The 26,757-nt window shown below is 48.8% G+C and carries 23 protein-coding genes and 1 pseudogene; 14 read left to right on the forward strand and 10 right to left on the reverse strand.

Annotated elements, in window-relative coordinates; all coding sequences use genetic code 11:
- Window positions 1-45 precede the first annotated feature (45 nt).
- From DYD62_RS23475 to DYD62_RS16680, 4 genes are read left to right on the forward strand one after another with little or no spacing between them, the layout of a single operon-like run.
- Entirely contained in the window at window positions 46-840 is a 795-nt protein-coding gene (locus DYD62_RS23475) for a TRAFAC clade GTPase domain-containing protein (protein ID WP_233702975.1), read from the forward strand.
- On the forward strand, window positions 833-1,675 hold the full coding sequence (locus DYD62_RS16670; RefSeq protein ID WP_115228551.1) for a TRAFAC clade GTPase domain-containing protein: 843 nt from the start codon (window positions 833-835) through the stop codon (window positions 1,673-1,675). The genes DYD62_RS23475 and DYD62_RS16670 overlap by 8 nt, the downstream gene beginning before the upstream one ends.
- The gene (locus DYD62_RS16675; protein ID WP_115228552.1) at window positions 1,675-4,146 is read left to right on the forward strand and encodes a GAP1-N1 domain-containing protein; all 2,472 of its coding nucleotides are present in this window, start codon (window positions 1,675-1,677) and stop codon (window positions 4,144-4,146) included. The genes DYD62_RS16670 and DYD62_RS16675 overlap by 1 nt, the downstream gene beginning before the upstream one ends.
- Window positions 4,147-4,156: 10 nt before the next feature.
- Window positions 4,157-5,248 carry a caspase family protein gene (locus DYD62_RS16680; RefSeq protein WP_115228553.1) on the forward strand — a complete coding sequence of 364 codons (1,092 nt, stop codon included), beginning with the start codon at window positions 4,157-4,159 and terminating at the stop codon, window positions 5,246-5,248.
- 362 nt (window positions 5,249-5,610) lie between these two features.
- Here DYD62_RS16680 and DYD62_RS16685 read toward each other — a convergent pair whose 3' ends face one another.
- The 3 genes from DYD62_RS16685 to DYD62_RS16695 all read right to left on the reverse strand — a co-directional run bounded on the left by DYD62_RS16685 (window position 5,611) and on the right by DYD62_RS16695 (window position 8,283).
- On the reverse strand, window positions 5,611-6,459 hold the full coding sequence (locus DYD62_RS16685; RefSeq protein WP_115228554.1) for a DNA/RNA non-specific endonuclease: 849 nt from the start codon (window positions 6,457-6,459) through the stop codon (window positions 5,611-5,613).
- A 106-nt stretch (window positions 6,460-6,565) separates the two neighbouring features.
- Window positions 6,566-7,855 (reverse strand): Y-family DNA polymerase, encoded by a 1,290-nt coding sequence (locus DYD62_RS16690; RefSeq protein WP_115228555.1) that lies wholly within the window; start codon window positions 7,853-7,855, stop codon window positions 6,566-6,568.
- Entirely contained in the window at window positions 7,834-8,283 is a 450-nt protein-coding gene (locus DYD62_RS16695; RefSeq protein WP_233702962.1) for a LexA family protein, read from the reverse strand. Before DYD62_RS16695 ends, DYD62_RS16690 begins: the two co-directional genes overlap by 22 nt.
- 55 nt (window positions 8,284-8,338) lie before the next feature.
- Between DYD62_RS16695 and DYD62_RS16700 the strand changes: the two genes are divergently transcribed.
- From DYD62_RS16700 to DYD62_RS16710, 3 genes are read left to right on the forward strand one after another with little or no spacing between them, the layout of a single operon-like run.
- Entirely contained in the window at window positions 8,339-9,010 is a 672-nt protein-coding gene (locus DYD62_RS16700) for an SOS response-associated peptidase (protein WP_115228556.1), read from the forward strand.
- A 48-nt stretch (window positions 9,011-9,058) separates the two neighbouring features.
- Window positions 9,059-9,301, forward strand: coding sequence for a hypothetical protein (locus tag DYD62_RS16705; protein ID WP_207916795.1), 243 nt, complete (start codon window positions 9,059-9,061; stop codon window positions 9,299-9,301).
- Window positions 9,302-9,355: 54 nt separating this feature from the next.
- The gene (locus DYD62_RS16710; protein WP_115228916.1) at window positions 9,356-9,586 is read left to right on the forward strand and encodes a type II toxin-antitoxin system Phd/YefM family antitoxin; all 231 of its coding nucleotides are present in this window, start codon (window positions 9,356-9,358) and stop codon (window positions 9,584-9,586) included.
- Between the two features lie 87 nt (window positions 9,587-9,673).
- Here the strand turns inward: DYD62_RS16710 and DYD62_RS16715 are convergent, their stop codons facing one another.
- The 5 genes from DYD62_RS16715 to DYD62_RS16735 form a co-directional block, all read right to left on the reverse strand.
- Complete coding sequence (locus DYD62_RS16715) at window positions 9,674-10,396, reverse strand: hypothetical protein (RefSeq protein ID WP_115228557.1); 723 nt, start codon at window positions 10,394-10,396, stop codon at window positions 9,674-9,676.
- Window positions 10,397-10,748: 352 nt separating this feature from the next.
- A complete protein-coding gene (locus DYD62_RS16720; protein ID WP_115228558.1) occupies window positions 10,749-11,000 on the reverse strand; it encodes a hypothetical protein in 252 nt (83 codons plus the stop codon).
- Between the two features lie 40 nt (window positions 11,001-11,040).
- Window positions 11,041-11,559 carry a hypothetical protein gene (locus DYD62_RS16725; RefSeq protein ID WP_115228559.1) on the reverse strand — a complete coding sequence of 173 codons (519 nt, stop codon included), beginning with the start codon at window positions 11,557-11,559 and terminating at the stop codon, window positions 11,041-11,043.
- A gap of 1 nt (window position 11,560) precedes the next feature.
- Window positions 11,561-16,057, reverse strand: a complete 4,497-nt coding sequence (locus DYD62_RS16730) for an RHS repeat-associated core domain-containing protein (RefSeq protein ID WP_115228560.1) — start codon at window positions 16,055-16,057, stop codon at window positions 11,561-11,563.
- A gap of 79 nt (window positions 16,058-16,136) precedes the next feature.
- Window positions 16,137-19,262 (reverse strand): type VI secretion system Vgr family protein, encoded by a 3,126-nt coding sequence (locus DYD62_RS16735; protein WP_115228561.1) that lies wholly within the window; start codon window positions 19,260-19,262, stop codon window positions 16,137-16,139.
- Between the two features lie 360 nt (window positions 19,263-19,622).
- On the opposite strand from DYD62_RS16735, the gene DYD62_RS24465 reads away from it, so the two are divergent.
- Window positions 19,623-19,811 (forward strand): helix-turn-helix domain-containing protein, encoded by a 189-nt coding sequence (locus DYD62_RS24465; RefSeq protein WP_115228917.1) that lies wholly within the window; start codon window positions 19,623-19,625, stop codon window positions 19,809-19,811.
- A 32-nt stretch (window positions 19,812-19,843) separates the two neighbouring features.
- Here DYD62_RS24465 and DYD62_RS16745 read toward each other — a convergent pair whose 3' ends face one another.
- Window positions 19,844-20,323, reverse strand: coding sequence for an HAD domain-containing protein (locus DYD62_RS16745; protein ID WP_207916773.1), 480 nt, complete (start codon window positions 20,321-20,323; stop codon window positions 19,844-19,846).
- 238 nt (window positions 20,324-20,561) lie between these two features.
- On the opposite strand from DYD62_RS16745, the pseudogene DYD62_RS24250 reads away from it, so the two are divergent.
- From DYD62_RS24250 to parE, 3 genes and pseudogenes are all read left to right on the forward strand, one after another.
- Window positions 20,562-20,615: pseudogene (locus DYD62_RS24250) on the forward strand (hypothetical protein); the annotation flags it as partial.
- A complete protein-coding gene (locus DYD62_RS16750) occupies window positions 20,607-20,945 on the forward strand; it encodes a magnesium chelatase subunit ChlI family protein (protein WP_267896135.1) in 339 nt (112 codons plus the stop codon). The pseudogene DYD62_RS24250 and the gene DYD62_RS16750, both read left to right, overlap by 9 nt.
- 211 nt (window positions 20,946-21,156) lie before the next feature.
- The gene (parE, locus tag DYD62_RS16755; RefSeq protein ID WP_115228563.1) at window positions 21,157-23,133 is read left to right on the forward strand and encodes a DNA topoisomerase IV subunit B; all 1,977 of its coding nucleotides are present in this window, start codon (window positions 21,157-21,159) and stop codon (window positions 23,131-23,133) included.
- A 69-nt stretch (window positions 23,134-23,202) separates the two neighbouring features.
- On the opposite strand, the gene DYD62_RS16760 is transcribed toward parE, so the two are convergent.
- Entirely contained in the window at window positions 23,203-24,540 is a 1,338-nt protein-coding gene (locus DYD62_RS16760) for a M48 family metallopeptidase (RefSeq protein WP_115228564.1), read from the reverse strand.
- A gap of 208 nt (window positions 24,541-24,748) precedes the next feature.
- Between DYD62_RS16760 and DYD62_RS16765 the strand changes: the two genes are divergently transcribed.
- The 3 genes from DYD62_RS16765 to DYD62_RS16775 all read left to right on the forward strand — a co-directional run bounded on the left by DYD62_RS16765 (window position 24,749) and on the right by DYD62_RS16775 (window position 26,702).
- The gene (locus DYD62_RS16765) at window positions 24,749-25,291 is read left to right on the forward strand and encodes a hemerythrin domain-containing protein (protein WP_115228565.1); all 543 of its coding nucleotides are present in this window, start codon (window positions 24,749-24,751) and stop codon (window positions 25,289-25,291) included.
- Window positions 25,292-25,365: 74 nt separating this feature from the next.
- Window positions 25,366-25,986, forward strand: coding sequence for a 4'-phosphopantetheinyl transferase family protein (locus DYD62_RS16770; RefSeq protein WP_165928778.1), 621 nt, complete (start codon window positions 25,366-25,368; stop codon window positions 25,984-25,986).
- Window positions 25,987-26,252: 266 nt separating this feature from the next.
- Window positions 26,253-26,702, forward strand: a complete 450-nt coding sequence (locus DYD62_RS16775) for a ProQ/FINO family protein (RefSeq protein ID WP_115228322.1) — start codon at window positions 26,253-26,255, stop codon at window positions 26,700-26,702.
- Window positions 26,703-26,757 lie beyond the last annotated feature (55 nt).

Consider the following 26,757-nt stretch of genomic DNA (forward strand, 5'->3'; position numbering starts at 1 on the left):
GAGGCAATGGTGGATGGGGCACGGCTTCCTTGGACTGGCAATGCCATGGGGGCGCTGGACATTGGATTCTTAGCGGGGAAGGCACGAACGCGTCTTGTCGGCATATTTGGAGCTGCCGACAGTGGTAAGACGTCGCTGTTAGGCGCTTGGTTTCTCCTTCTTGCTCGTGACGTCAGTCCTGAGGCAGTATCGTTCGCTGGTTCTCTGACGTTGGAAGGATGGGAAAACATTGCAGGTAGCTTACGTTGGAATGCAACACATGGACCCGCCTTCCCGCCTCACACCTCAAGTGGAGCTGGCCGAAATCCAGGCTTACTGCACTTGAGTCTACAAGTGTGCGATGCCAGGCGTGACATCCTTTTTGCGGATGCGCCAGGCGAATGGTTCAGTCGATGGGCCGTACGTCGCGATGCTGAGGATGCCGCTGGAGCTCTTTGGCTTTCAGATACCTCAGATGTGCTTATTCTTGTGGTTGATTCAGAAGCACTCAGCGGAGCCAGCCGCGGTGTAGTAAGGAAAAATCTTTTTTCTCTGTTGCGAAGAGTTGGCGCAGAACGGCGCGGCAGGCCGATTGCACTCGTCTGGACCAAGAGTGATGTAAATGTTGATGAGCAGATGCGTCTGTCAGTAACTCAAGCTGCAGACCTGTCCCTTGGTCGTTACTCCACCTTTAACGTTAGTATGCATCCTGCTAAGGGTCAGAGGCCTCACAACAGAGGTCAGGGACTTATTGAGCTCTTCGAGTGGGCCCTGACTGTAGCAGAGTCCACCTTTGACAAGCAGGTAGAGTCTGATCCTGAACGCGAACTACTGCGTTTGGTCGGGGGCGTCAATGTTTGATATAACTCTGCAGATTGCCGTTTTCGGTGAATCCAACGTTGGCAAGAGCCACTATGGTGCCCAGCTCATAGGACGGTTGAACGCCGAAACAGGTACCATGCGCATGCGTGGTGCTGCCCCAGATATTTCAGCTTTCGATGACGTGGCTCAATCGCTCAGCGGTGGAGTTCCTGGCGCGCATACAGCTGCAGGCACCTATACAGAGACCCTATTGCCGATCCTAACCGAAGGCAATATTGCAATTGACTTATATTGGCCAGACTATGCCGGCGAACAGGTCAGCCAGCTCCTTGAAGAGCGACGCATCCCCGCATCTTGGCAACAGCGCGTCGAGACCGCAGATGGATGGATTTTGATGATTAGGGCTAAGAGCGCACCCCTAATAGAAGATATTTTTTCTAGGCCGCTTGGCGACCTCCGGTCATCCCGACCTGATATGGGTGTTGTCGATCGCTCCCCACAAGTTCGGCTTGTGGAGTTGCTACAAATGCTTCTGTACACAACTCACAAGCGCACTGGTATGGACAAACCGGCTCTGGTGGTTCTTCTGACGTGTTGGGATGAGCTTCAAGTACAAAAAGGCACGACCCCAGAGCAGGTGTTGAACCAAAAACTGCCTCTACTTGCTGCATTTATTCGCAATAATTGGATCGAGCCCCGCAGGCTTGTACTTGGTCTGTCCGCGACCGAAGTCACGCTTTCCAAGGACTCTCCAAATCAGGACTTCATCAATAAGGGCGCTGAGCATATGGGATGGGTAGTCAGTACAGACGGGACACTCTCGAAAGACCTTACTTCCCCAGTTTCGTTGCTTGCAAAGGCAATTCAGAGTTGATGCGTATTTATAAGGCATGGTATGGGCCCAAAGGAGGGCACGCGTTCCTGTTCTCAACGGAGCCCAGTTTACAGCTTGTCTTTCGCCAAGCGGCTTGGATTACAGATCTTCCTGGAACTGTTCCGACGGGCTTGCAATGGCAGCCCTATTTTCGCACTGCTATTCATGACGATTACTTCGTAATAATTCACACTCGGAGCAGCCGCGACACAACTCGCGCAGGCATGGTTGATTCAGTTGCCGCTTTTATCCCACTAACTGACTTATCTCTTGTCCCAGATCTTCGCGAGCTGGCCAACAACCTCCGCGAATCTCATGATAGTGACGACCGTAAGCCTTTTGTGCCAATTACTCAAACGGCGACGGCTCCAGCTAATGTTCATTCCCCGCTCTTGCTTACGATGGCGAATTCGCTCATCTCAACGAAGCAACGCCCGGTCATACACATCGGCCAGGAGGGGTTCGACGACATCATGCTCAATCTTCTTCAAGTCGTACCCAAGCAGCTACGCCGTGAGATTATCTTTAGCTTGAGTTTTTCACCGGAGGACACCGGAGCATCTTTTGCAATTGCAGTCCCCAATGAGCTGGCCTCTCGGTATCCGCAAGGGCAAATACTTTCCATTTTAAGCGAGCCACCCAGTACAGCCGTAGCCGCTCTGCTGAACATGCCGGATTGCAGCTCGTTGCTGAACTTTGGTGAGATGGCTGATTTCGACATACCGTCAGCGAGTTCCCTTATCCTCTTGGAGCAGGCCTTTCAATTGTGGAGGGGAGCTATCACTGTTAGCGACGAAATTACACTTGTGCGTTTGCTAGCGGCGAAGTCAGGGGATACAGAACAAGCAAGTGATGTCCGCAAGAGGGCTCTGGACAGACTTACTTCCATGTCTGGGCAGTGGACTCCGGCCGACGTGCTTTCGATGCGCAATTTACAACTGGAGCGTTTCGACTCCCATGAGTTCACCGTAGCAGTGGAAACATGGGTAAGAAACTGTGCGGCCAACATAGCAAAAACCGAAGACGATTGTCGCCTATTCGGGCATGCTGTCCGTAGCGCAGCACAACAAAACTGGTGGAATACCCAAGTGCATGCTGGGTATATGTCTGCAATCAATGCCAACAGCTCCGGCATCGCAGCTCTTGCATGGGAGACTATCAAGAAGGAGCCTGAATCCATTGATGCAGCCTTGGCGTTCTTTAATATTCAAAACCAACTCAAAGCATTGGTGAGCTCCGTTCCTGTAGCTCTGCCATCGCTCATAGCTGATGCTATTGCACAAAAAAGCGCAAACATTGGAGCATGGCAGCTCTGCGGGGTCGCATTGGCTGCAGCACATACACCGTCAAAAGCCCTAGCTGCTGTTTTGGCGCTAGCTCCTTACAATGGCGCTCGACGTGTTGCTATTGAGTCTTCGTTGTCGAGGGCTTCGTCAAATGAATGCATCGTTATTGCTGTGCGTGAGGACATTGAAGAAGTCACGACTCTTGTAGCTAATATCGTCATTGCTAATCCAGAACGTCTGCGCGATCTCGATTGGACTTCGCTAGTTTGGTTCGACATTTTGGATCAAGTAATTGCTGGAGGTGGGATTCTGGCCATTGAGGAAGCAGATAGATTGCTAGGACTGCAGACTATTATCCAACGAGGTGAAGGATCGGTCCGTGTCTGGGGGCCACTAGTTAGAGCAAGACTTGCGGATCTATCTCATGTAATGAACAGGTCAGATGCTTGGAAACTTATTCCTGAGAATTTGACGACAGCTATCCTCAAGTTAACCGCAGAGGGATGGTTATCGGGTGTACTAAACGGAACAGCCAGTGTTGTCGGGCTGGAAGAACCATTGCGCAGCGAAGCGACGTCTGGGCTCAAAGGCAACATGGTGCTGCTTTCTATAGCGCAAAAATCTTCTGCACAGTTCATCAATATCATCAACGAGCTTTACCCTCAGAGTGACAATGATTGCGTCGCACTGCTCAATTCAATGTCGCACAGCCATGATTATCGCCTAGCACCAGCTCTCGCAAAGTCGCTGGGCCAACTAATTCAAGATCGTAGCTGGCGGTCCGCAGCTGCACACTCCGCCAACATTGTGCGCTTACGTGATGATTTCCAACCCCTTTGCAGGGAGTGTTTGAACATCATGCCATTGTGGGATTGCATCACCTTAAGTTGGAAAATGGGAGACTCGGTTCAAATATCCCCCGATGATGCATGGCAGATGTTTGAGCAAACGCTGGCAGAGCTCTATTCTCAGGGACCAACCCACAATGAAATTTGGAGTCGCTGCGGGGGTAAAGACGAACATCTAAGTTCAGAAGGCAATGGTATTGCTCAATGGCATCGCTGTATTAAACATGTGCGTGCGGGAAATGGCCCAGATGCATTGAATCTCCTACAAACTGCACTACGTGACTTCAGTGAAAATGCTGTTCTGAAAGTTCTGCGTGACAGCCACTCATTAAAGTGAATTGATAAAAATGAATAAATCCTTCCATTCTGGACGTGCACTTATTATCGGCATTGGTGAGTATGACTCACTCAGTTCTCTTGGTGTTGAGCCAATCAACGACGCTGACGGAGTTGCTAACATCCTCACCAGTTCCAAGTACTGTGGTTATCTCCAAGAAAATGTGCAGGTTCTTCGCAATGGTGACGCGTCTAAGATATCTATTGTCAATGGACTCAAAAAACTGGCTACTGAAACGCAAACTGGTGACACAGTAATCGTTTATTTCTCTGGGCATGGCGCGCAGCGGATGACGGGACAAGACATCGGTACGTATTTATGTCCTCCAGAGTTCGAAGGATCTCGCCCCCGCCAAACAGGAGTAGAGGCCGAAGAGTTTTCAGAACTACTCAAGAAGATCCCTGCTGAACGTCTATTGGTCCTTATCGACACTTGTCATTCAGGGGCTGCGGCACGCATCAAAGGACCATTCGATGAAATCACCAAGTGGGCATTTGGAGGCCCGAAACTTGATTCCCTTGCTCAAGGGAAAGGGCGCGTCATCATTTCAGCAAGCGCAGCTCACGAAACCTCGCTCATCCTTGGAATTCATCGCAATAGCCTCTTTACGCACTTTCTTCTCAAAGGATTACAGGGGGAAGTGGATGATCGCTCCGATGGCTTCATTCGAGTTTTAGATCTTTTCCATTATCTTGCAGAGCAAGTATCGACAACACGCAAGTCTCAGAATCCAGTACTGACGACACATACGCAAGACAACTTTCCTGTTGCCCTGCATAAGGGGGGAAGTTTCAAATCTGAAGTGGAGGTTGCTGTATTGGTCGCATCCACTGTAAGTACTGCCCCCCTCCGAGATGTGGAAGATGTGATGGTCGACCTCTATCCATTAGGTCCACTCGACCGTGAAATCTGGTCCCGTTCTGGTGGCGATGTCGCTAATTTGCGCATAGGAAGTACCGGGCGGGCAGGCTGGCATGCAGCACTTCGCTTGCTGACCCAAGGAGGTGGCGGGGCTAATATCACCATTCGCAGTTTGCTAATGGAAGCATTAAGTGAGTACGGGGCCAATTCAAACCTCAAGCGTTTGCACGATATCATTTAGACAGCAGTCCCAAAATGACTGGCAGCTTTACTATCGAAACTCGTCACTCATGTTGTCGACGAACCCGCGTCGGCAATGGGGTATAAACTGCCAGAATTTCTCCTGTAGCATCATCGCCCGACAGCATCGATCCATAATCGGTAACAATGGGAAGCAATAGACCATAAGTTTCTCAACTTATGGGTCTATCTACAAAAGCGGTAGGCCAAGTAATTTGAATGTCCTAATGTCTAAAAACGGAGCTCCGCCAACAATCCATAAGTAGTCACTTACCCGACAATCGAATAATTCATGATTATAGGACTCGGTGGCAGAGGCTCCTTATTAAAAAAATAAATCATTGAAAGCTCAATTACGCAGAATTAGTTTTCAAGTGCCGCAATAAAATGAATTCCCGTTTTTTTGACCAATGCTTCATAGCTAATAACACCTTGAAGCTTGGCTTCATTCTGGTTATCGACCCAATATGCCCATGATTTACCCGCGGTTGGGTCATAAACTAACTTATACAAGGCACTCGGCACCCAAACATGAGTCATGCTCGGATCTGCTGTTTTTCCATTTTCAAAAAAAGGCCCAGTAATAACGTACACATCGCTGCTAGCGCGCATGACATATTTACGCACAGCTTTTTCTACAGATTTAGCCCAAACGCCACGGTTATTTTCCGGGGCTTGCGGCACCATATTCGCCAGTGAAAAACTCTGTGCCATTGCTTCTGGGGTGGGCATATCCCCCGCAGGCGCCATGTGCCCTCGGTCATAACCAGTACCTTTATAATCTTCGAGTGTGGCACGCTCAGAAAAAGGTAGTCGTGCTTCTGAATAAAAGCGGTTTGTTCGCTGTTCACCTTGTGCTTCCTGTAACTGTTGCTTGTTGAGGCGTTCGGCAACAAACAGCGGCGTATGCGTTAGACCTGAATGATAAACCGCAAATGTGGAAAAGCAGATGGCGCGACCTTTCCACTCTGAGCTTAGGACTTTGGGTGGTGTCCGGTTATAGAAGAATTCAGGGCACGCTTTGAATTCACCTTCATTGCTAGGGGTGGTTTTTTCTGAGGTACGTTTTGGGTTGAAACTCAGAGCAGGTAATTCAGCCTGAATCTGTTGAATATGGATGACTGCATACTGGATTAAATGTCGGCCCTTCGGAGAGAAATGCAAATAACCGGCTGTAACGAGGGCAACTGTAAATATCAGGGGAAATCTCATAACGTATTTTGTCTTTATTTTTCAGTACTGAATATGCGATTGTGCGCAAATATTCAAACAGATTAGAGGTTAACTTGGCATCATCATTTGCAATGATTAATCAGTCTCAAACTGCTTTTACAACAGGCAAATCTTCCCAGCGTGTAGTCCAATATGGCGATAAGGTTTTTTGCCGCATTTTCCAGCCCTGATTAAATCCTGCACTAGCCACTCGAATTGAACCGCGCCCCCATTGTCGATTAATGTCATCCATCACTTTATTGAGTGCGGCGCGTTTGATGGGGTCTGCGGTTTGTAGGAATAAGTGGCCTTGCACCGCCGTATGAGGTTGCAAGTCACACAGCATCACACCTGCTTTAGCATAGGTAAAGCCAGTTCGGTAGATACGTTTGAGTACCCACATCGCGGCGCGAGTCAGTAGTAAGGTATCGTCACTGGCTTGCGTGAGTGGAATCAGAATGTGCTGGCTGTATTGCGGGTCTTTAGGGCGAAATGGATTAGTGCGAATAAACACCGCTAAACTGCCCGCCACTGAACCTTGTTTACGCAGTTTTTCAGCGGCACGTGAGATGTAGGTGCTGATGGCTTCACCCAATTCTTGTTCGGTATAGATTGCTTGACCAAAGCTGCGTGAGCACAGGATTTGCTGCTTGTCGGGGGTCGATTCTTCCAGTTCAATACTCGGGATGCCACGTAACTCATGCACTGTGCGTTGCACGACGACGCTGTAGCGTTTCCGAATTTGCTCGGCGTTCGCTGCTCGCAAATCCGCAATGGTATGAACTCCTTCCCGAGCCAACCTTTCTGATATTTTGCGACCAATACCCCAGACTTCGCTTGCATCCATGGATTGCATTTGCTCAGTTTGTTGGCTTTCACTGAGTTTCTGCCATTCGCACACCCCATCAAATGGTGCTTGTTTCTTGGCGATGTGATTGGCGAGTTTAGCGAGGGTTTTGGTCGGCGCAATCCCAACGCAAACGGGTAAGCCAGTCCATTGCAACACGGTTTGGCGGATGTCTTGCGCCAGTTTGGTATGATCTTGTAATTGACCGTCAAAACTCAGAAAACACTCATCAATGCTGTAAATTTCTTGGTTTGGGCTAAAGCGGCTCAGTATCGTCATCACCCGATGGCTCATATCGGCATACAGCGCGTAATTGCTGCTGCGCGCGATGATGCCTTCTTGCTGGGCAAAATCACGCAATTGATGCCAGGGAGCTCCCATCTTAATGCCCAATGCTTTCACTTCGGCACTACGCGCCACCACACAACCATCATTATTTGATAACACCACCACAGGTTTGCCCATCAACTTAGGTTCAAACACCCGTTGGCAGGACACGTAGAAGTTGTTCACATCGACCAAGGCAATCATCGCGGCTTCACTATCCATGCCGTAACCACGCCCCAAATTGACAACTCTTGTTCATCGCCAATGACGATGGGTGGATAGGCCGGATTCTCTGCAATCAATGCCAAACGTTGATTTCGGCAATACAGCCGCTTCACGGTAAAGTCATTATCAATCACCGCCACGACAATATCGCCATGCTTGGCGCTTAAGGCACGGTCAACAATCAGCGTTGCAGCATTAGGAATCGAGTGCTCTGCAATTGGGCTGACCATGCTGTCGCCTGAAACAGTAAAATAAAAAGTTGCTTCGGCATGCTGAACATAGCGCAAGTTTAAATCTACACGTTCTTCCGCCCAGTCTTCGGCAGGGGATGGAAAACCTGCTGAAACAGATACGCCCATAAGGGGGATCAGCATTAATGGCGGCTCAAGCATAGCCGGAATCGGAGGGTGCAAATGTAGTGACATCGGATTATCCTGAAACCATCTGAATCAGAATATTATAGAACGAACGTTCTCTTTTATGTGCGTAAACTACATTCCAATTCCTAAACGGCTGGTACTCAGCCATTTTGCCGCGGCCGAACCGCAAGCTGACTGGCCTGATGAAGTCTGGCAGGACTACGCTGCGCCAATGATTGTGCATGGTCGGCAAGGGCGACAAGCCGTGGTGGCGAACTATGGCTTCTTGCCCAAAGTAAAACTTCCCCAAGGTGCACGCTACAGTACGATGAACGCACGTGCAGAAACGATTGGCCAAGTTAAGAGCTATCGATATGCATGGCAACGTAGTCAGCTTTGCCTCATACCAATGCAGGGATTTTTTGAACCATGTTACGAATCAGGCAAAGCAGTGCGGCATAAAATCAGCCTGTTGAATGATGTGCCGTTTGCTGTGGCTGGATTATGGCGCGCATGGGAAGAAGACAACGGGCGGCGCAGCTATTCGTTCACTCAAATTACCATCAACGCCGATGAACATTCGCTGATGAAGCGAATGCACAAACCCGATGATGAAAAACGAAATCTGGTCATTATTTCTGAGGCCGATTACGACGCATGGCTGGGCTGCAAAAGCATTGAACTAGCGCGGACTTTTTTGAAAAACTATCCCGCACAATTAATGTGTGCAGCGGAACAAGCTGTGCCGAAAAAGCCATCGAAAAACTCAACACAGCAAAAATCTCTGTTTTGAGAAAATATGCAACTTAGGTGTAGTTTTACAATTTTAATAAAAATACGCATGCTGGTGAGAACATACCTTGGCCTTGCATTTTTATTTGGAGTGAAGACAATGGTGTCGGCTAAAAAGTGGTACACCACAATTCAAGACGCTGCTGATGGTAGCGGCGACAGCATATTGCTCTTTCCGGATGAGCTATTGGAAGAAATGGGGTGGATCGAGGGGGACGTTCTTGATTTCCAGATCCAGGGCGATGGTTCAGTGCAAGTGCAAAAAATAGTGCCACCCTGCTCAGATAAATAAAGTCACCCTTAGACTGCCATTCCATTGGGTAGATATATGACGGAGGTGAATGCCATGTCACAACGAGTTTCAAAATCTAAATTCAAGGCTCAGGCTTTAGAGTTTTTTCGGCTAATAGAGTCAAGCGGCGAGTCTGTGGTTATTACAGATCACGGAGTGCCAAAATTTGAGGTGCGCACATTTCTCTTACAAACTAAAAAACCTTTGGATGTGCAGTATGGCTCTGTTTTACATTTTGATTACCCTACAAATCCTGTCGCAGAAAATGACTGGGAGATAGCCTAGTGATCAATTTATTTACCAGATGAATAAAGCATCCTTGTTTGGCAACCTGCCTCAAATGGGCAAAGTGTTAATTTTTAAAATACCTATCTAAGAGCCATGCCATTCAGAAACCTCATACTTTTTCTGTGCCTTGCTATGGGGGTTTTTAATCTGTCGTAAAAAGCTACATTGCGGACACCAATGCCCCCTAAGAATCATGCCCGGATTAGCATCCCAGATATGGCCGCGATGGCATTGCCAGGTGATTTTCGTATTTGCATTCACATAGTGATCAGAGAGGCAACGTCCCTCGCGTGCTTTTGCCACATTTTGCATCGTTTCTAGAGAATGCCAGGAATCTTTCAAGCATTGCATACACCCTTTGCCAGCGATAACATCACCAGCACTTTTGACGAGTTCATGGCCATTTTTGCAGCGCCACAGCATGGGGGCATTTCTGTTTTCATAATGCGTACTTAAGCACTGCCAGCCACGCTCCGCAGCCACTGCTTGTACCTTTTGCAAAGTATGCCGACCTCTGTCATAACAAACAGGACAAAAACCACCGCGCAATATAGTGCGGTCATACGACTCCCAGCGATGCCCTTTGCTACAGCAAAAAGACAATTTAACGCTGCTATTTATGTACTCCTCAGAAAGGCATTCTCCACCCCATGCCTTTGCAACCGCTTGTAATACCCGCAAACATTGCAGCTTACCTTCAGGGCTTCGACGCTTACCAGTAGTAATGAGAATCCAGCTTTGGGCCGCTTCTTTGATGGCGGCAGGAAGGTTCTCAAACCGCAGTGAATGATCTGATTTTCTTGGCATATTTTATGCACTCGTCGGCGTATTCACGAATCGTTATGGATTTGGCATCTGAGCCGTTCCACTCGATATTCTGTTATCTAATTGGACATGACGTAAATTTTTCCCTTAGACCTTTGAATGGCATTGATTCGATTAATGCGATACTGTTTTTTTGTAAGTTGATCTCTTCCTTTAATATTTCAGTATTTTTTAGTTCAATTGTTAGCTCTTCTGAATTTTCGTATATGTTGTCATCTCCAAACTTCAAGAGTGCCGAGTAAGATAGCAGATCATTGATTAGAAGACTGTCTGAAGATAGCTGGGATGTGTTATCTAAATTTCCGCTAATTATGAAGAATAGTAAATCAATAATTTATAGTAAAAAATCTGAACCTATGCCATAGCCGTTGCCGTACAAGCTAGTTATGTATTCAATGTTTTTATGCACAGCTTCATTGTCGATTTGAAAGTCTTTCTCGATAGTTATGCCCCAAATTTCTTCTATTATTGTTTTAAGCCACTCAGATTCAGTACTCCGTGTTTTTTCGTAAAATTTGAAATGTCGTTCACAGCACATTAAATTAAACAAAAATATTTTTTCCCATTCTTTAATTTTTAAAAACACAAGTCTAATCCGATTATCGTTAACAATATTCACGACATTTTTATTTAAACATTGAGAAATCAATAAATCTTATTTTTAACTTAGAATCCGAACAAAGCTTACGAAAGCGCTCAGTAACAAAGTAAAACTGCTCATTTTCAGAATCTCTAATAATAAAATCATTTTCGCTGGGTATAAATTCATTCCTAACTTTAATTGCGTACTCTCCCTCTCTTACAAAAACAGGCTTAAAATTTAAAATTCTTCCAGCAAATGCTTTTACAAATATACCATTAATGAATATTTCACAAGGCACAAAATCAATATCGTTCGTGCATGCTTCAATAACTTCTTTTGCGTGACAAGAAAAAACAGGAAATGGCATTGTTGGCTGAAAAAAATCGTAATCTTCAATGTTTGTTAAATTAAAAAATTCTTGGGCTTTTAGCTTTAAACATACTCCCTTCTGAAATTTACTAACATTAAGTCCCAAAACGAAATATTTCAATATGTCGCCATTTTGATCTTTCAGATCAAGCAAAGATCTCTCAGTTTTACTGGTATTTTGCATTGTAAACATATTATTTTCCTTTAGTTCCCTTTTGAACTTTTGCTGAAGCGCAGGTCAGTTTTCCTGAATTCAAATCTGCTCTGAGCGTTTTCTGGAGTTCAGATATCTCTTTTTGTGTCCTTACCTTATCCCACCCTTCACGAGTAGCTTTAATATTTATAGCATCCAATTTACCAGCAACCATCCGATTATATGCAGCATGCTCTGCCGTCCACCCGCGATGGTAACCCTTCTTATTTGAATCAATACCTTCGCACACTGGCATATACATCATATTCCCAGCCGCGTTTACGTCCATTCCTGCTTTATCAAAAATAGAATGATCTTTTAAAGAGTATGGGATTATATGTTGTCGTTGATACCCTTGTTTAGTCGGCATCCAACTTGGAAAACGATCTAGCCCATATGGGTCAATCCACTCAACTGGATTAGGCGCATAAGCATGCGTATTAAATCCCCCCAATAGCCCAATCGGATCGCTGCTAATAAACCGCCCAATCTCCGGATCGTAATAGCGGTGGCGGTTGTAGTGCAAGCCGGATTCTTCGTCGAAGTATTGGCCTTGGAAGCGGATTGGATTGTTGATGCCCGCTGTCTTTGCGGCTTCGCTGATGACGACCTGCGCTTCACCCCACGCTTTATATTCCGCGCTCCATGCGATTTCGCCGTTTTCATCGCTCAGTGTTTGTGGCGTGCCGAGATGATCTACGTGGTAGTAGGCGGTGTGGCTGCTTTCGCCTTTTTCTACGATCTGCGCCAGCGGCACAAAGCTATTGGGCTCGAACAGATAATGCCGGGTGTGTTCGGCGGTTTTTTCCAGGGCAATAACGTCGCCGTCCCAAATAAATTCTGTTCTGCCTTGGGCGTTTTCTTTGCCGATGCGGCGGCCGAATACGTCGTAGAAGTATTTGGTTTCGCCTGCCGCGCTGCTGATTTTACTCAGGCGGTTAAAGCCATCCCAGCTGAATTTGGTGATCTGCTCGCCTTGCTGCTTTTCAATCAGATTGCTGCGGGCGTCGTATTTATAATGGGTTCCGGCGTATTGCTTGAGCAGGTTACCGAGCACAGCGGGTACTGCAAGGCTGTTGGCGGTGGCTTGTTGGTTTGCCCCGACCAGATTACTTGCCGGATCAAAGGCAAAGCTTTCATGGCCGAGGCGGCTGTTGGCGGCGATAAGGCGGCCCACTGGGTCGTACTGGTAGCTGATCTGGCCGCTGCGGCTGTCGCTAATGCCCAGTAGCTGGCCGACTGGATCGTATTTGTAGCTGCGGTGGCTGCTGGTTTTACCGCTGAGTGTTTGTTGGGTAATGCGGCCCATTTTGTCGAAATGGGTGTGGGCAGTCAGCTGATTGCCCAGCGTGCGCTGAGTTTCACGGTGCAAATCGTCACGTTCGAAGCTAGCGATTTCTTGTTTATTCCACAGCATGCCGTGCACATGGCCACTGCCGTAAATCAGCCAATCGGTGCGCTGGCCATCGGGGCGGATGCTGGCGATGCGGTTGCCCAGTTCGTCGTATTCGTGTTGCCAGTTGTACTGCTGTTGTTGGCCGAATAGCTTGTATTCGTGGCGCTCTGTGATGAGATTACCGACGGCATCAAAGCCAAAATGGCATTCGCTGTTTTGGTTTTTGGCGGCGTAAATCCGCCCTAATACGTCGTATCTAAAGCGCTCGCTGCTTTGGCCACTCTGCCTTGCGGTTAAGCGTCCGGTTTCATCATAGGCAAGGGTGGTGATTTTTCCAGCTTCGTCGATTTGCTGCAGTCGGCCCGTTGCTGCTTCGTATTGGTAGCGGGTGCGTTTATTGCCGAAGTCGGTTTCTTCTTGCAGGCGGCTGGCGGCATCGTAAGTAAAACGATAAGCCTCGTTATTTTCATTAATCAGGCTGAGCAGGCGGCCCAGCTTATCGTATTGGTAATTCAGCGTTTGATTGGCGGCATCTTTGCGGCTACTGACGCGGCCTGCGCGGTCGTAATCAAACTGAGTTTTAGCTTGTAGCGCGTCGGTGTGGCTGAGTAAGCGGCCTTCGGCATCGTATTGCAGCAGGCTGTGCGTGCCGTCAGGATTGACGACTTTCGCCAGCTGGCCATCGCTACCGTAGTGATATTGGCAGGCATTGCCTGCGGCATCTTGCGCCACAATCAGGCGGCCACGGGCATCGTATTGCCACAGGTTGGTTTTGCCAGAGCAATCGGTATAGCTGCTGAGCTGGCCATTGGGCAGATAGGCGAGTTTTTTACTGCCGCCTTTGGCATCTTTAATGGCGACTGGCAGACCCTGAGGGTTATAGCTGTATTGGGTGCTATGGCCCAGCGGATCGGTTTCTTTGGTGAGATTGCCCTGGGCATCGTATTCGCGCACCCATTCATGACCGGTAGGGTCGGTAATGCGGATTAGCTGGTCTTTATCGTCGTAGGCCATCAACACCCGCGTTTGATCCGGGCGGATATGCTCGATCAGGTTGTCTTTGTCGTCATAGATAAAGCTTTCTGCTGTGCCATCGGGATGGATGTGTTTGGTCAGGTTTTTAGCTTCATCCCTGAAGGCCCATTCTTCTTTGCCATCGGGGTAAACCGTGCGATACACATAGCCGTCGATATCGAAGTAATAGTAAGTCTCTTGCGCCAGCGCATCGGTGGTGATGGTCAGGCGCAGATCAGGCACATATTCGAGCTGGATACTGTTGCTGCCATCGTCGGCGTATTCACGAATCGCTTTGGATTTGGCGTCTGTGCCATCCCACTCGATATTCTGGCCCCGGCCAGTGCGGTCGGTGTAGCGAGTAATCAGGTGGTGTTGGTATTGGTACTGCCAGCGCTGCTGGTCTTCGTCGCTGGCGCTAATCAAATCGCCCGCATCGTTGTACTGATAGCTGGCGAGTTGACGAGGGGGCGTGCTGGCTAAGCTAATGCTGCTGATTCTGTTGTGCGCATCGTATTGCAACAACGCCCAAGGCGATTCGCCATTTCTCAGGCGGCTCAGGCGGCCCTGAATATCATAATCCAGCACAATTTCATTACCAGCCCGGTCGCGCAGCATGGCCAGTAAATAGCTTTCGCCATGACGCTCAAAAATCTCAAGCAGCTCATGGCCATGCGCCACGGTGAGCAGTTTGTCGCTCAGCTGGCTGAGGGTTTGGCCTTCGCTGCGGTCTTGGTGGTGTTCGCCCACTTTTAAGCGAGGATAAGGGGTTTCGCGTCCCTGATCGTCGATATACACCATGCCATCTTCGCTTAGATCAAAGCGGGTGTGGAATGGCGTCAGCCAGCGTGCGCCTTGGCTGCTTTGGTCAAAACGCGCTAAGCGGGAGTTATAAGTACGGGCCCAAACTATAGGCATCACGCCTTCTAATACAAAATCAGTGTGGCTGAAGCTTTCTTCACCAAGGGCAAAGCCAATCGAATTGTCGGTGCCACCAGTAATCGGGCAGCTTTTGCAGCTATTGGGGGCTTTTTCTGCTTTTTTAAGCTTGCGGGATTTTTCAAACTGCTGTTGGGAGACGCGGTATTTGGCTTCAGACTTCACCCCCGGCGTGGCGGAGCCATGAGTTTTATTGGTTTTTTTATGCGCCAGACGTTCTAACAAGGTTTTGAGCAGCTGGGCAATGCTGCCTTGTACTTTGTCATCGCCCAGATCTTTCATCTTTGCTTTCACCAGCGGTGAAATTTTACGTTGTAAGTGATCTGCTGCTTGCATTAGCCATTCTTTTTGCTCCGTAGCGAGCGCCAGTTGGCTAATGGTATTGATGACCACATTTCTGGCGCTGGCATGGATCTCCAACAGGGCATGGAAGATACTGGTCTTGGTGGCCTTGGCATCGCGGAAATTAGTGCCTTTGTTGTAAGCAATCCCCGCTGGAACAGCACGATAATTGCTATCTAGCTTTCCACTCGCTAGTTGCGTGAGAAATAAAGCAAACTGATCAATCAGGCCAATGATAAACGTCGCCACGCTTTCCATAATTGGCTTAATGGCTTTGCTCAGATCTTGAACCGCTGTTTCTACGGTGGCCGCCACCCGCTGGTCAGCCATGATATGGCTGATAATGACTTCAACCACGGCAGAAGCCACTGCGCCTTTATTGGCAACCACGGATTGCTTCACGACGGCAATCACTGGGCGCAAAGTCATACGCAGCGGCGCCAAGCCCGGTGGCAGCGGAATCACGCCTATCGTATCTACCCCAATGCCAAACCAATCCATCAGGCCGGGTTCTTCTTGCTTTTGCGTTAACTCATACAAGCCAATAATCACATCGCTGGCCGCAATCAGATTGCCCACTACGGGAATGCCCGCCAAAACCATTTGCAAATCATTCAGCGATAACTTGCCGCCCGTTAGCTCCTGAATCCACTTATCAAACTCCCCAACATTGCTTTGCACATCTTTAGACAATTGCGCATCCAGCGGCACCAGCGCGTATTGCTTCATCACATCGCGCACTAGCTCGCCGCGCTCGGTGTATTCGCCCTTGGTTTCTGCGGGGGTAGGATTAAGGTATGTGCCCATATTTTATTCAGCAATATTAAGCCTGGGTATGAAGCCAGGTGGGGTTATAGGAGAGACGATGCTTATTGGGTGGTCAGGCTCAAAGAATTTTATTTCTGGCTTGATCGAGTAAGGCCTGCGCTTGTTCCGCTTTGGCCTGTACTTGTTTCAGCTGATCCAGCCCCTGCTGGGCCTGAGCCTGCACTTGCTGAACTTGTGCTAAGCCTTGCTCTGCCTGCCCGAGTAGTGCTTTGGCGGGGGCAAGTTGTTCAGCGATCATTGGAGCCACAGATTGAGTCGCTAGCTGAGCTGCTTTAGCCTTGGCCGCAGGGATTAATCCTTCGAGCTGGCTTAAGGCTTGCGCCTCCTCGACTATCTTATTGGCCGCTAATGGCGCTTGGGGCCATTTAGGAATATCGAATTTACGTTCCTGATTTTTAGGTGCTCGCGGGTCAGCCTGAAAGGCAACGCTGATTGCGCCCATTGGTAAGCCACTCACCAGTGCTTTGCCCTCCGCATCCAGCGCCCCTTCATGCTTATTTCCATTCAAGTCCAGCAGGGTGTACTTGCCGCTTTTAATCCCTTCCCTATTTTCATAGAAATGATGGAGCTGAATATCACCAACGGCAGGTGCCTTGCCTGCAAATGCGGGCAAAGGCGGGTTTAAACTTGCAGGCCCGCCCCAATCATGGCTGCCCCCCTTAATGCTCACTTTGCCCGGGGCATGCAGCTCGATTTTGCCGTCTTTGATACGGATATAAGCGCCACCGGCGGTGAGTAGGATTTCTTGTTTGGCGTTGAAGAGGCCCTTGCCTTTGATCGCGGTGAACCTAGCGTTTTTGTCGGCGGTGATTTCGATGTCGTCGCTTTGGGCCTGCATTTGCAGCTGGCCTTTGGCGGCAATCAGCTTCATGGTGATTTTGTCTTTGATACCGCCGGTAAACAGGCTGATGTGCTGGCCGACGTTATGAATCCAGCGGCGGCCGGTGCTTTGGTTGCTGTCTCTTTGGGCGACATGGTCCAAGTTGCTGCCTGCGCTGAGGGTCTGGCTTTGCGGGGTGGTGATGGCTACGCCGTCGGTCCCGTGCAGCAGGATGATTTTTTGCAGGCCAGCTTGTTCTTTTGATTTAGTTTTGCCGTCTTTATCCGTGTTTGACCCCGCTTCAAAGCTTTTGCTGGCGTGCACGTGGTGGTAAAGGTGGCCGTGGCTGGCTTTGTCGCCGGGGCTGTTGTCGGGTTTAACAGTTTGATCATCGTCGCCAGTTTCGATGGTGTCGGCGAGTTGTTTGGTGGCGTATTCGCCGAGGTTTTTTGCGGTGTCTAAAGCGGATTCCAGCTGGCTTTGCACGGGGCTGCGGTCGAGCTGTTTGCCGGATGCGCCACCTTTGGCTTCGGTGCTGATGAGTAAGCCGCTGGCGCGAATGGCACCTTGTTTGTCGGTGCGCAGCTCAAAGCCTTCGCCGCGTGGTTCGCCTTTGCCGTCGGTACGTGGGTGGATCAGATAGCCCATATTGAGCTGGGTTTTACCATGCTCGCTGGATAGCTTGGTACGCACTTCGCCCTTAGTGTCATCAAACAGCAGCTCGCCGTATTGGCCGCCTTCAAATTCTTTACTCTTAATGCCTGATAGGGTTTTATTGGCGGGTAAAGCGCCTGCGCCGCTGAATGTCGGCACCGGGTGGCTGCCGTTATAGACCACGGCGGTGACGATAGGGCGGTCGATATCGCCTTCGATAAAATCGACTAAAACTTCCTGCCCAATGCGCGGAATAAACTGGTGGCCAAAGCCTGCGCCCGCACTCGGCATAGATACACGTATCCAGCAGGATGATTTGTCATCCAGGTTTGCGCCAAACTCTGGGTGCTCTGCGGCACGCTGCCAGTGGAACTGCACCTTAATCCGGCCTTGCTCGTCGGTATGGACTTCTGATCCGGCGGGCCCCACTACGGTGGCGGTTTGTACGCCAAAGCTTTTGGGCTTGCTCAGTGCTTCATGAGCAAAGCGCGGGGTAATCGGCTGGCCGCGTCTTTGGGCGGTGAAATCGGCCTGGTAAGGAGGATTCGCGGTTGAAACCGCTCCTACCAGCAGGCTGGGGGAAACTTGCAGTAGTTGCTGGGTTAGATCCACCGGCAGATTATTCTGCGCGGTGAACTTTAGCTCGGTAATGGCAAATTCCCTTTGCTCGGCGCTATCCCATTCATGGGCGGGGTGGTCTTCTAATCTAAACCACTGCCCAGCTTGCAGGCTGCGTAAAGTACCAGAGCCGGTGAAGGATTTCTTTTGCGCGTCCAAAGCCTGCTGACGCAAGTTAGCGTAGTGGCTTAGGCCTTCTGCATCGCTGGCGTAATAGTGGGTCTGGGCATCGTAATCTTCAAAACTTGTCTGGATTTGCTGCCCGCCATCGCCCTGATCCACCGCACTATGATCGGCGGTGTGGCTGGTGTTGGCGGCTTTATAGTTAAAGCTGGCGAGCGATACCGAGCCGCTGCCAACCTGACGCTGGCTATTCCACTCGGTAAGTGAATCGCTCTCTTCAGTTGCATCGGCGCGGTGAAAACGCACCTGGCTGTCTTGTGCCTCGGGTAAGGCAAAGGCATCGTCAAAGACGACAAGCTGCACTTGGGGATTGTCACCCGGCAGATGAGCAAAGCGCCACGCTAAGCCTTCCTCTTGCATCAGCCTCACTAAAAAGTCGTAATCTGACTCGCGGTATTGCAGGCAATAAGAGCGCGGGCCGTGTGTGCCGGATAATTTGAAATCCAGCGTTTGCACAGATGCAAACACAGGGTTTTTAGCCTGATGCTCGGCCAAAACCTGCTTCACGAGATCCGGCACGGATAAATCCTGGAACACGCGGGAAGTGCGGCGGTAACGGAGTAAAGCAAACGGTGGCTCTACCGTCAGCGCGTACTTTGCAAAGCCCCCATCAGATCCCAGCAACTGCGCTTGGGATATCACGCCACAGCGCTCAATCTCGCTGCCATTGGCATCAGCCACCGATAAAACCACCGGCAGGCCCAGTAAAGATTTAAGCTCAAGCACACCGTCGGGGGATAAGCAATTGATCTGGTAGCGATAAGCCTGGCTAATCCCTTCACTGCCTGTCACGCGTTGCGGCAACAGCTGCTCACCCCACGCCGCCCCATCGCCAAGTTGCAGGCTAATAAGCCGTTGATCCTGATTAAAGGCAGCGGCAAAAGAAGCAAGGAGCTGGTCGGGGCGCATGGGCATTCCACGATTTTAACAATCGCTCAGATTACCCGATGTTTTGCGTGCCTGCCAAAATTATTACAAACACTTTGACTTATTACCTATTTAACATACGCAACAAGTAAGTATTTGTACTTAGTTCACTAGAATTAAACCGGAAAAAGCCTGGGGGTGCGCTTTAAATCCACCATAATCTGGCACCATAAATCTACCATGGCCTCCATATAGAAGCCCCTCAAAGATTGCGAGAAAACTCTGCTTAAAAATGAGCTGATTTTGTGAGGAGGGTTTACCAATCAAAAACTACAGGAAATGGAGGCAATACTCAGAGAAAGACAAAAGTGGCTTCGCATAAATCGTAACTGAGAGCAAAAACTGGTTGCAGAAAGAGCGGGGATTAGCCTGCGAACGCTAAGAAACATAGAGTCAGGCAATGGATCATCATTAAATACTCTAATTAGAGTTTTACGAGTACTCGGTCGAAAACTGGTTGGAAACCATCGCCCTTCATTGCAGTCAGTACTAAGTTCGTGGCATTTTCATTTCATAGGACATTTTACGTAGGCATAAATATAACTCTATTTTTACTGAAAACTTCATTTCATTTTTTTGTACAGCAGCTTAATTTTTTGCCGCAGTTCCTGCTGCTGCTCAAGAGCGCTGATTCCTTTTCCTGGCAAACAAAAAATCAGTTTATCATCTGTAGCTGTCGCCGCTTTTATAGTTTTATGATCATCAAGTGCAAGCCAGTATTTAATTTTTCTAGTAGTAGCATCTTGCAGGATTTCAGCATATCTATCAGAGATAATGCATTCGACAACACCATAAAATCGCCATCCTATATTTCCCAAAAGCTTAATCAGAGTTTCATCATCAAAAAGCCTGCGCCAATCGGATGAAACAATTATCCTGACTTCAGGATAATCCTCTAGTATTTCCTCAAGATGTTTTAGCCAGCCAAATAAATTTGGGTTCTGGCACAAGCGGCCGTTTTCATCGATTGCGGGTTCACCATCTGCATGCAAAACACCATCAAAATCCAGATATAAAAAAATGAATGAATTATTGTCCATCATTCGAAACCTATCAGCATTTGTACTAATAGAAATACGCTTTTGGACGAAAAATGACAAGATAACCTGATGGATGGGGAGCCAAATGGCAAATCCCTAATATAAAAAAATTAAGCACAATATAAATTTCATTATAACTTTGACGAAGCATGTTTTACTTAAATACACTAAAACCCAGTAACAACCTGATTTTTCAAAGCTTAAATGTTAGTCTAACTTTGGTGCTGGGCACTACCGGGGCAAATTATCCGGCCCGTTTATGGATCGGATTGATTTAGTGATCGAGGTGCCACTATTACCTGAAACCACCCTGCTAGCCGCTGCCACAGGCGAGAGCTCAGTTGTTGTTAGAAAACGGGTCTCCACGGCCCACCAGATGCAGGCAGCGCGGCAAAATACACCGAACGCCCGCTTAAATGGCAAGCTGTTGGAGCAGCACTGCCCGCTCATTGAGGAAGCGCGCGGCCTGCTACAAAGCGCCATCCAAAAACTATCACTTTCCGCCCGAGCCACCCACCGTGTGCTCAAAGTAGCCAGAACCATTGCAGATCTGGCAGGGGATGAAGCCATCAGTACAGCTCATATTGCCGAGGCGATTCAATACCGGCGTGGCTTGGGCGGGTAATAAATACCTGACGCACAAGATATACAACGATGCAGGATTGCCGATAAGCCCTCGGAAATATATTTTTTAAAGCCTTGATGGAAAGCACTAACAGGCACTAAACAAAGTTAACTCCGGCCCTACAGGTTTTATTTCTGTGGCCTTGTGGTAGTTATATTTGTCTCAGCTTGCTAGACTCGCGACAACTTTAGTAATCGGTTTCACGTGAAACATGGCAACTCCTAAATACGACGAATCTTCCGTTAAGGTTTTAAAAGGCCTTGATCCCGTCCGGCACCGTCCCGGTATGTACACCCGCACCGATAATCCCCTGCATATCTGCCAAGAGGTGATCGACAACGCCGCCGACGAAGCTTTGGGCGGCTATGCCACTCAAATTGACGTGGTGCTGTACCGCAATCAAAGTGTGCGCGTCAGCGATAATGGCCGTGGCATTCCGGTAGGGCTGCACCCTGAAGAAGGCGTGCCAACGGTGCAAGTCGTATTTACCCAGCTGCATGCCGGCGGCAAGTTCGATAAAAAAGACGGCGGCGCTTACGCGTTTTCCGGCGGTTTGCATGGTGTGGGTGTTTCAGTCACGAATGCACTGGCAACCCGTTTAGAAGTAGAAGTCAAACGTGAAGGCCAGCAGCATCGGCTTGTGTTTGGCTCAGGGGAAGTCATTGAGCCCTTGGTGGTGCTGGGCACATGCGCCAAAAAAGACAGCGGCACCAGCGTTTATGTAGAGCCTGATCCTAAATATTTTGATTCGCCCAATATCCCGCTGGCCGATCTGGAACACCAGCTCAAATCCAAGGCCGTGCTCTTACCCGGCTTAGTCGTCAACCTAGCCATCGAGCAGCCTAATGGCGAGCTGATCAATAAAAGCTGGTGCTACCCGGATGGCTTAACCGGCTATTTATCCGAGAAAGTAGCAGGCTACAACCAGCTGATTCCTATCTTTGAAGGCGAGAAATATATCGAGCAGGTTGACGATACATTTTCGCTGGGTGAAGGCTGTGCATGGGCGCTGACCTGGACAGAAGACGGTCCGGTCAATCGCGAATCTTATGTCAATCTGATTACTACGCCATCAGGCGGCACGCACGAATCGGGCCTGCGTGATGGGGTATTTCAGGCGGTTAAAACCTTTATCGAATTCCACAGCCTGCTGCCTAAGGGCGTAAAAGTGCTGCCGGAAGACTTATTTGGCCGCTGCTCTTTTGTGCTTTCGGCCAAGATTCTGGACCCGCAATTCCAAGGCCAGACTAAAGATAAACTCACCAGCCGCGATGGCTTAAAACTGGTTTCTACCGTCGTGCGCTCGCCATTTGAAATCTGGCTGAATCAGCACGTTGATCTGGCTAAAAAACTGGCCGAGTTGTGTATCCGTGCAGCGCAAGCACGGCAAAAGAATTCGCAAAAAGTAGAAAAGAAAAAATCATCAGGCGTAGCCGTTTTACCAGGCAAGCTAACTGATTGCGCATCGGACGAAAGCGAGCGCTGCGAGTTATTTTTAGTAGAGGGTGATTCGGCAGGTGGCTCGGCCAAGCAAGGCCGCGATAAAGATTTTCAGGCCATTCTGCCCCTGCGCGGCAAAGTGCTGAATACCTGGGAAGTCGATCGCGATCAGATTTTTGCCAATAATGAAGTACACGATATGGCTGTGGCCATTGGTGTTGATCCGCATACACTGGATGATATCAAAGCCGATTTATCTGGCCTGCGCTACGGCAAGATTATCATTATGTCGGATGCGGACGTAGACGGAAGCCATATTCAGGTACTGCTGCTGACGCTGTTTTACCGTCATTTCCCACAGTTGATTGCCCATGGCCATGTGTATGTTGCACAGCCACCACTCTACCGTGTGGATGTGGCTGGCAGCGGCAAGGCCAAACCGCCGCGTAAATTCTATGCGCTGGATGAAGGCGAGCTGACCGCCATTTTAGATAAACTTCGGGTAGAAAAAATCCGCGAAAATGCATGGAGCATCAGCCGCTTTAAAGGTCTGGGGGAAATGAATGCCGAGCAATTATTCGACACCACGATGAACCCAGATACCCGCCGCATGCTGCGGGTAGGCATTAACGATGATGTGGCGCTCAACACCCGAGAGCTGATGCATATGCTGATGGGTAAAACTGAAGCCAGCAGCCGCAAGGCTTGGCTGGAAGCGCGGGGTAATGAAGCCGAGGCTGATGTTTAAGCCTGATATGATTTAAACCGCCATAAAAATAGGGCTGCAGATTTTTATCCTGCAGCCCTTTTTATTTAATTACTTTAAGAATTTAAATAATTTACCCAGCGATGTTGTTGATTCCGGCGCGGCTCTGCCAGTATCAGATTCATCAAATGCGGGGGAGCAATCATGAGGTAAAGCATCTGTATCCACTTTACCCGTTACGCTGCAAGCCCAGCTGACCGAGCCATCATCACCAGCAGAAGGGCTAAGAATAATCTCTTTATCCTGATGAGGCGCGTTTAGCGCTAAGCTAATTTCGGCCGATTCAGGGTTGATTTCTACACTTTTAATCAAGCTCTTAGCCGGAATTTTAAAACCCAATGCTTCAACGACTTCCGGCATATATTGGTTTTCTTCGTAGAAGTTTCCCACCAGCTTGGCCGCAACCATACCCTCAGTATAAGCTTGGCTTAATTCCACCTGTGTTTTGGCATTCAGTGCCTTAGTCTGGTACTGGGAATACGCAGAGATGGAAACCGGCAACAGAATCAGCAGCAAATAGATATAAACAACCATCGCGCCAATTAAACCAAAACCTGTATTGGGGATCGTGGCAGAAATAATCCATGCAAAGATATTACGACGAGGAAATACAGCAGCGTCGCCGTTTTCTATGCGGGCAACCCGCTTGCACAGCCATGGGTAATCTGCGGTTAATTCATTCACCGCCATCCAGAAGCCATCTGTATCCTGGGCCTGAGCGATATAAGCCTGTGTATTCAAGCTTTTCCAGCGGCTGCAGCCGGCTGCTAATACCGCCAGAGCATGCACAGCGCTTTGCTTATTGCTTGTGCAGGCTAAGCCATACTGATCGCAGCTGTATTCTCTGGCACGGGAATACGCTGTGCCAAGCAGGGGAATCCAGCTGGCAAAAACCAGCCACCAGTGATGCACTAAATGCTTTTGCGCAATGTGGCCCAGCTCGTGGCCGATATAAAAATTCAGCGCCTCGTTATCATCCTGCAAAGCATCGACAATATCGCTGAGCAGCACCACATAATAGCGGCGTAAAAAACGGGTGGCGAATGCGTTTAAAGCACCATTTCCCGTCATTAAATAAAATTCTGGTTGTTTTTTCAGCCCGATAATCTGGCAACAATGATCAAAACGGGTATGTAAATCAGGAAACTGCTCAGCAGTGACCCGAACACCATTGCCGCGTACATAAGAAATAAAATATGAAAACCCAAATAAGCCGATGAGATAAAGCACCAGCATAATGATCCAGATAATGCCAAAGGTGACCAGCGTTAAAGCCAGCCAGCTCAGCCCTGAAATCACGGCCATGATCACAAACAGGCGGCGCTCGTTAGCGTATGGCCTGATGACCGCCCTTTGGGGATTAATTGATGATGTACCCTGCTCTTCCATAATGCCTCTGCTAACTTTTTTGCAAAGCAGCAATTATAGCGTTTTAATCGCAAATTACTTAAACGAATCTGACTAATTTAATTCAAATCTGTTAGTAAATATACTTACACATGTAAGTATATTTACTATTTCATTTGGTTTAAATCAAAGCTGGTCCTATATTTCTGCGTAAAATCCGACTAAATTAGTCGGAAATAAGAGGAGAAGCATGATGTCGCTGTTTTCTGCTGAATCAATCACATTTGAAACACCCATCGCCATGCTGATGGCCTGCCACGACAGAGTGCGCCAATACGCAGAATTAACACTCAAACTGGCTCAGTACCTGATAAAAGAAGGGGTGGACAGCAAGGCTCAGGACGCTGCTGCAAGCATTTTGCGTTATTTTGATGTAGCGGCACCGCTGCACCACGAAGATGAAGATCTCGATTTGTTTCCGCTGCTCAGCCATTACGGCGATGCTGAGCTGCAAACCCTTATTGCATCGGTCAGTGCAGAGCACGAAACACTTGCACTGCTTTGGCAGGATATACGCAGCTATTTAATTCCACTGGCAGCAGGCCATGGTGAAATCTTGCCACTGGCTCTTGCGCAGGAATTTGCAAGACTTTACCCGGCCCATGCCGATCTAGAAGAAGCACGCATTTATCCCAGCGCCGAAAAACTGCTTGATGCGCCCACGCTAGCTGCAATGGGGCAAAGAATGGCCGAACGGCGGGCACACAGCCCCGCAGAGGATGAAGTTTTATAATCAGAGTGAGCAAATCCTTTGCCGGGCATTGCCCTCGCACTATCATGCTCAAATCCTTTGCTCTTGGTTTTCTTATGCTTTACGCCGAAGTTCTTCTTACCCGGATCACTCAAAACCCATACCTGAGCAGCGATCTGCTTTCTGCCAGTAGTAAAGCTAAGCTGGCAGCGATCCAGTCCCCCACTCGCGCACAACAATTTATTCTTGGGCGTCTGTTGCTCGCCCAGGCTGCAAGCCAATTTTTAGGAATTGAATACATGGCAGGCGATATTGAAGAAGGGGAGTTCTTCCCCTATTTAAGCCGGGCCACTCATTTACATGCCAGTATTTCACACAGCGGAGACAGCCTGGGAGTAACGGTGAACCCCCAACGAATCGGGCTGGATATAGAAAGCTGCCGCCCCAAGGCCAATATCGCCAAGCTGGCTGAATTTGCACTGCATCAGGATGAAGCCAGCTGGGTCAGCGCCGTCCCGGAAGAATCCCAAGAGCGTTTTTACTTGCTCTGGACACTGCGTGAAGCGGCTTTTAAAGCCGGGATTCGTGAGCAGGTAATCCGGGGCAACAGCTTAATGATTGATGGGAATATCAGCCCAGCCTGGCACTGGGCCAGTGAAAGAGAGCCCTCTCAACGGGTCAGCATCGCCTGTTTGGCCCCCTGCTCCATGGTTTTAATCCACAAATCCAGCCTTTAGTTGCCACAAGCACGGCCCTTCTGGCAAATAGTGCCCCTACAGCCAAAAATACAAAAAGCAGGGTGAAATTCAGCCTAAAAGACAAAAAATGCCTGAAAAATTAAGTTTAAAGGTGCTTAATCTGCTTTTTTCACCGTATTCCAGCTACACAAACCAGCTAAAAAGCTATTTTCAAAAAGACCGATAAGCGACACTTTGCGATAGTACGGTATATGCAAACGCCGAGTTAAGGTAAGCTACCCCTTCATACCAACCCTAGTTTTCTAATGATGACCGATCAAAATTCAGCTTTAGCTCAAGCATTACAATCTGCGATTGGCGAGAAATCAGCCCGTCAACAGCAAATTATGATTATTGAATTACTTTATCAGCGCTATCCGGTGATGAAGCAGTTCAAGCCTTTAATGATCGGTGTTCACAAAGAACTGGAAAAAGCACTGCCGCAATTCGGTGCCAATCATGTACATCGCTCGATTGCGGCCCATTGCCGTAAAGTGCGCTACCTGAAATCAGTAGCTCGTGGCGGTAAACGCTTTGATCTGAATGGCAAACCAGCAGGCGATGTAACTGCAGAAGAAAAAGCTGCCGCAGCCAAGTTTGTACAAAACATCGAAGACCGCAAAAAGCCACAAACCGCAGCCACAGCAGAAGAAGTGGCTGTTGAGCAGCTAGTGCTTTCTGCCACCAGCGAAGTGATTGCTGAACCAGCGAAGTGATTGCTGAACCAGCAATCACCGACGCAGAGAGCAAAGCAGAGTAAATCGCTTTAGC

The sequence above is a fragment of the Iodobacter fluviatilis genome (assembly GCF_900451195.1).
GTDB classification, from domain to species: Bacteria; Pseudomonadota; Gammaproteobacteria; order Burkholderiales; family Chitinibacteraceae; genus Iodobacter; species Iodobacter fluviatilis.

What these genes read in the sequence shown, in the direction of transcription:
- DYD62_RS16670 (WP_115228551.1), top strand. Translation starts at nt 833, where the DNA reads ATGTTTGATATAACTCTGCAGATTGCCGTTTTCGGTGAATCCAACGTT.
- parE (WP_115228563.1), top strand. Translation starts at nt 21,157, where the DNA reads ATGGCAACTCCTAAATACGACGAATCTTCCGTTAAGGTTTTAAAAGGC.
- DYD62_RS16745 (WP_207916773.1), bottom strand. Translation starts at nt 20,323, where the DNA reads ATGATGGACAATAATTCATTCATTTTTTTATATCTGGATTTTGATGGT.
- DYD62_RS16725 (WP_115228559.1), bottom strand. Translation starts at nt 11,559, where the DNA reads ATGTTTACAATGCAAAATACCAGTAAAACTGAGAGATCTTTGCTTGAT.
- DYD62_RS16705 (WP_207916795.1), top strand. Translation starts at nt 9,059, where the DNA reads ATGCTGGTGAGAACATACCTTGGCCTTGCATTTTTATTTGGAGTGAAG.
- DYD62_RS16680 (WP_115228553.1), top strand. Translation starts at nt 4,157, where the DNA reads ATGAATAAATCCTTCCATTCTGGACGTGCACTTATTATCGGCATTGGT.
- DYD62_RS16770 (WP_165928778.1), top strand. Translation starts at nt 25,366, where the DNA reads ATGCTTTACGCCGAAGTTCTTCTTACCCGGATCACTCAAAACCCATAC.
- DYD62_RS23475 (WP_233702975.1), top strand. Translation starts at nt 46, where the DNA reads ATGGGGGCGCTGGACATTGGATTCTTAGCGGGGAAGGCACGAACGCGT.
- DYD62_RS16775 (WP_115228322.1), top strand. Translation starts at nt 26,253, where the DNA reads ATGATGACCGATCAAAATTCAGCTTTAGCTCAAGCATTACAATCTGCG.
- DYD62_RS16765 (WP_115228565.1), top strand. Translation starts at nt 24,749, where the DNA reads ATGATGTCGCTGTTTTCTGCTGAATCAATCACATTTGAAACACCCATC.
- DYD62_RS16710 (WP_115228916.1), top strand. Translation starts at nt 9,356, where the DNA reads ATGTCACAACGAGTTTCAAAATCTAAATTCAAGGCTCAGGCTTTAGAG.
- DYD62_RS16695 (WP_233702962.1), bottom strand. Translation starts at nt 8,283, where the DNA reads ATGTCACTACATTTGCACCCTCCGATTCCGGCTATGCTTGAGCCGCCA.
- DYD62_RS16715 (WP_115228557.1), bottom strand. Translation starts at nt 10,396, where the DNA reads ATGCCAAGAAAATCAGATCATTCACTGCGGTTTGAGAACCTTCCTGCC.
- DYD62_RS16675 (WP_115228552.1), top strand. Translation starts at nt 1,675, where the DNA reads ATGCGTATTTATAAGGCATGGTATGGGCCCAAAGGAGGGCACGCGTTC.
- DYD62_RS16730 (WP_115228560.1), bottom strand. Translation starts at nt 16,057, where the DNA reads ATGGGCACATACCTTAATCCTACCCCCGCAGAAACCAAGGGCGAATAC.
- DYD62_RS16760 (WP_115228564.1), bottom strand. Translation starts at nt 24,540, where the DNA reads ATGGAAGAGCAGGGTACATCATCAATTAATCCCCAAAGGGCGGTCATC.
- DYD62_RS16735 (WP_115228561.1), bottom strand. Translation starts at nt 19,262, where the DNA reads ATGCGCCCCGACCAGCTCCTTGCTTCTTTTGCCGCTGCCTTTAATCAG.
- DYD62_RS16685 (WP_115228554.1), bottom strand. Translation starts at nt 6,459, where the DNA reads ATGAGATTTCCCCTGATATTTACAGTTGCCCTCGTTACAGCCGGTTAT.
- DYD62_RS16690 (WP_115228555.1), bottom strand. Translation starts at nt 7,855, where the DNA reads ATGGATAGTGAAGCCGCGATGATTGCCTTGGTCGATGTGAACAACTTC.
- DYD62_RS16700 (WP_115228556.1), top strand. Translation starts at nt 8,339, where the DNA reads ATGTGCGTAAACTACATTCCAATTCCTAAACGGCTGGTACTCAGCCAT.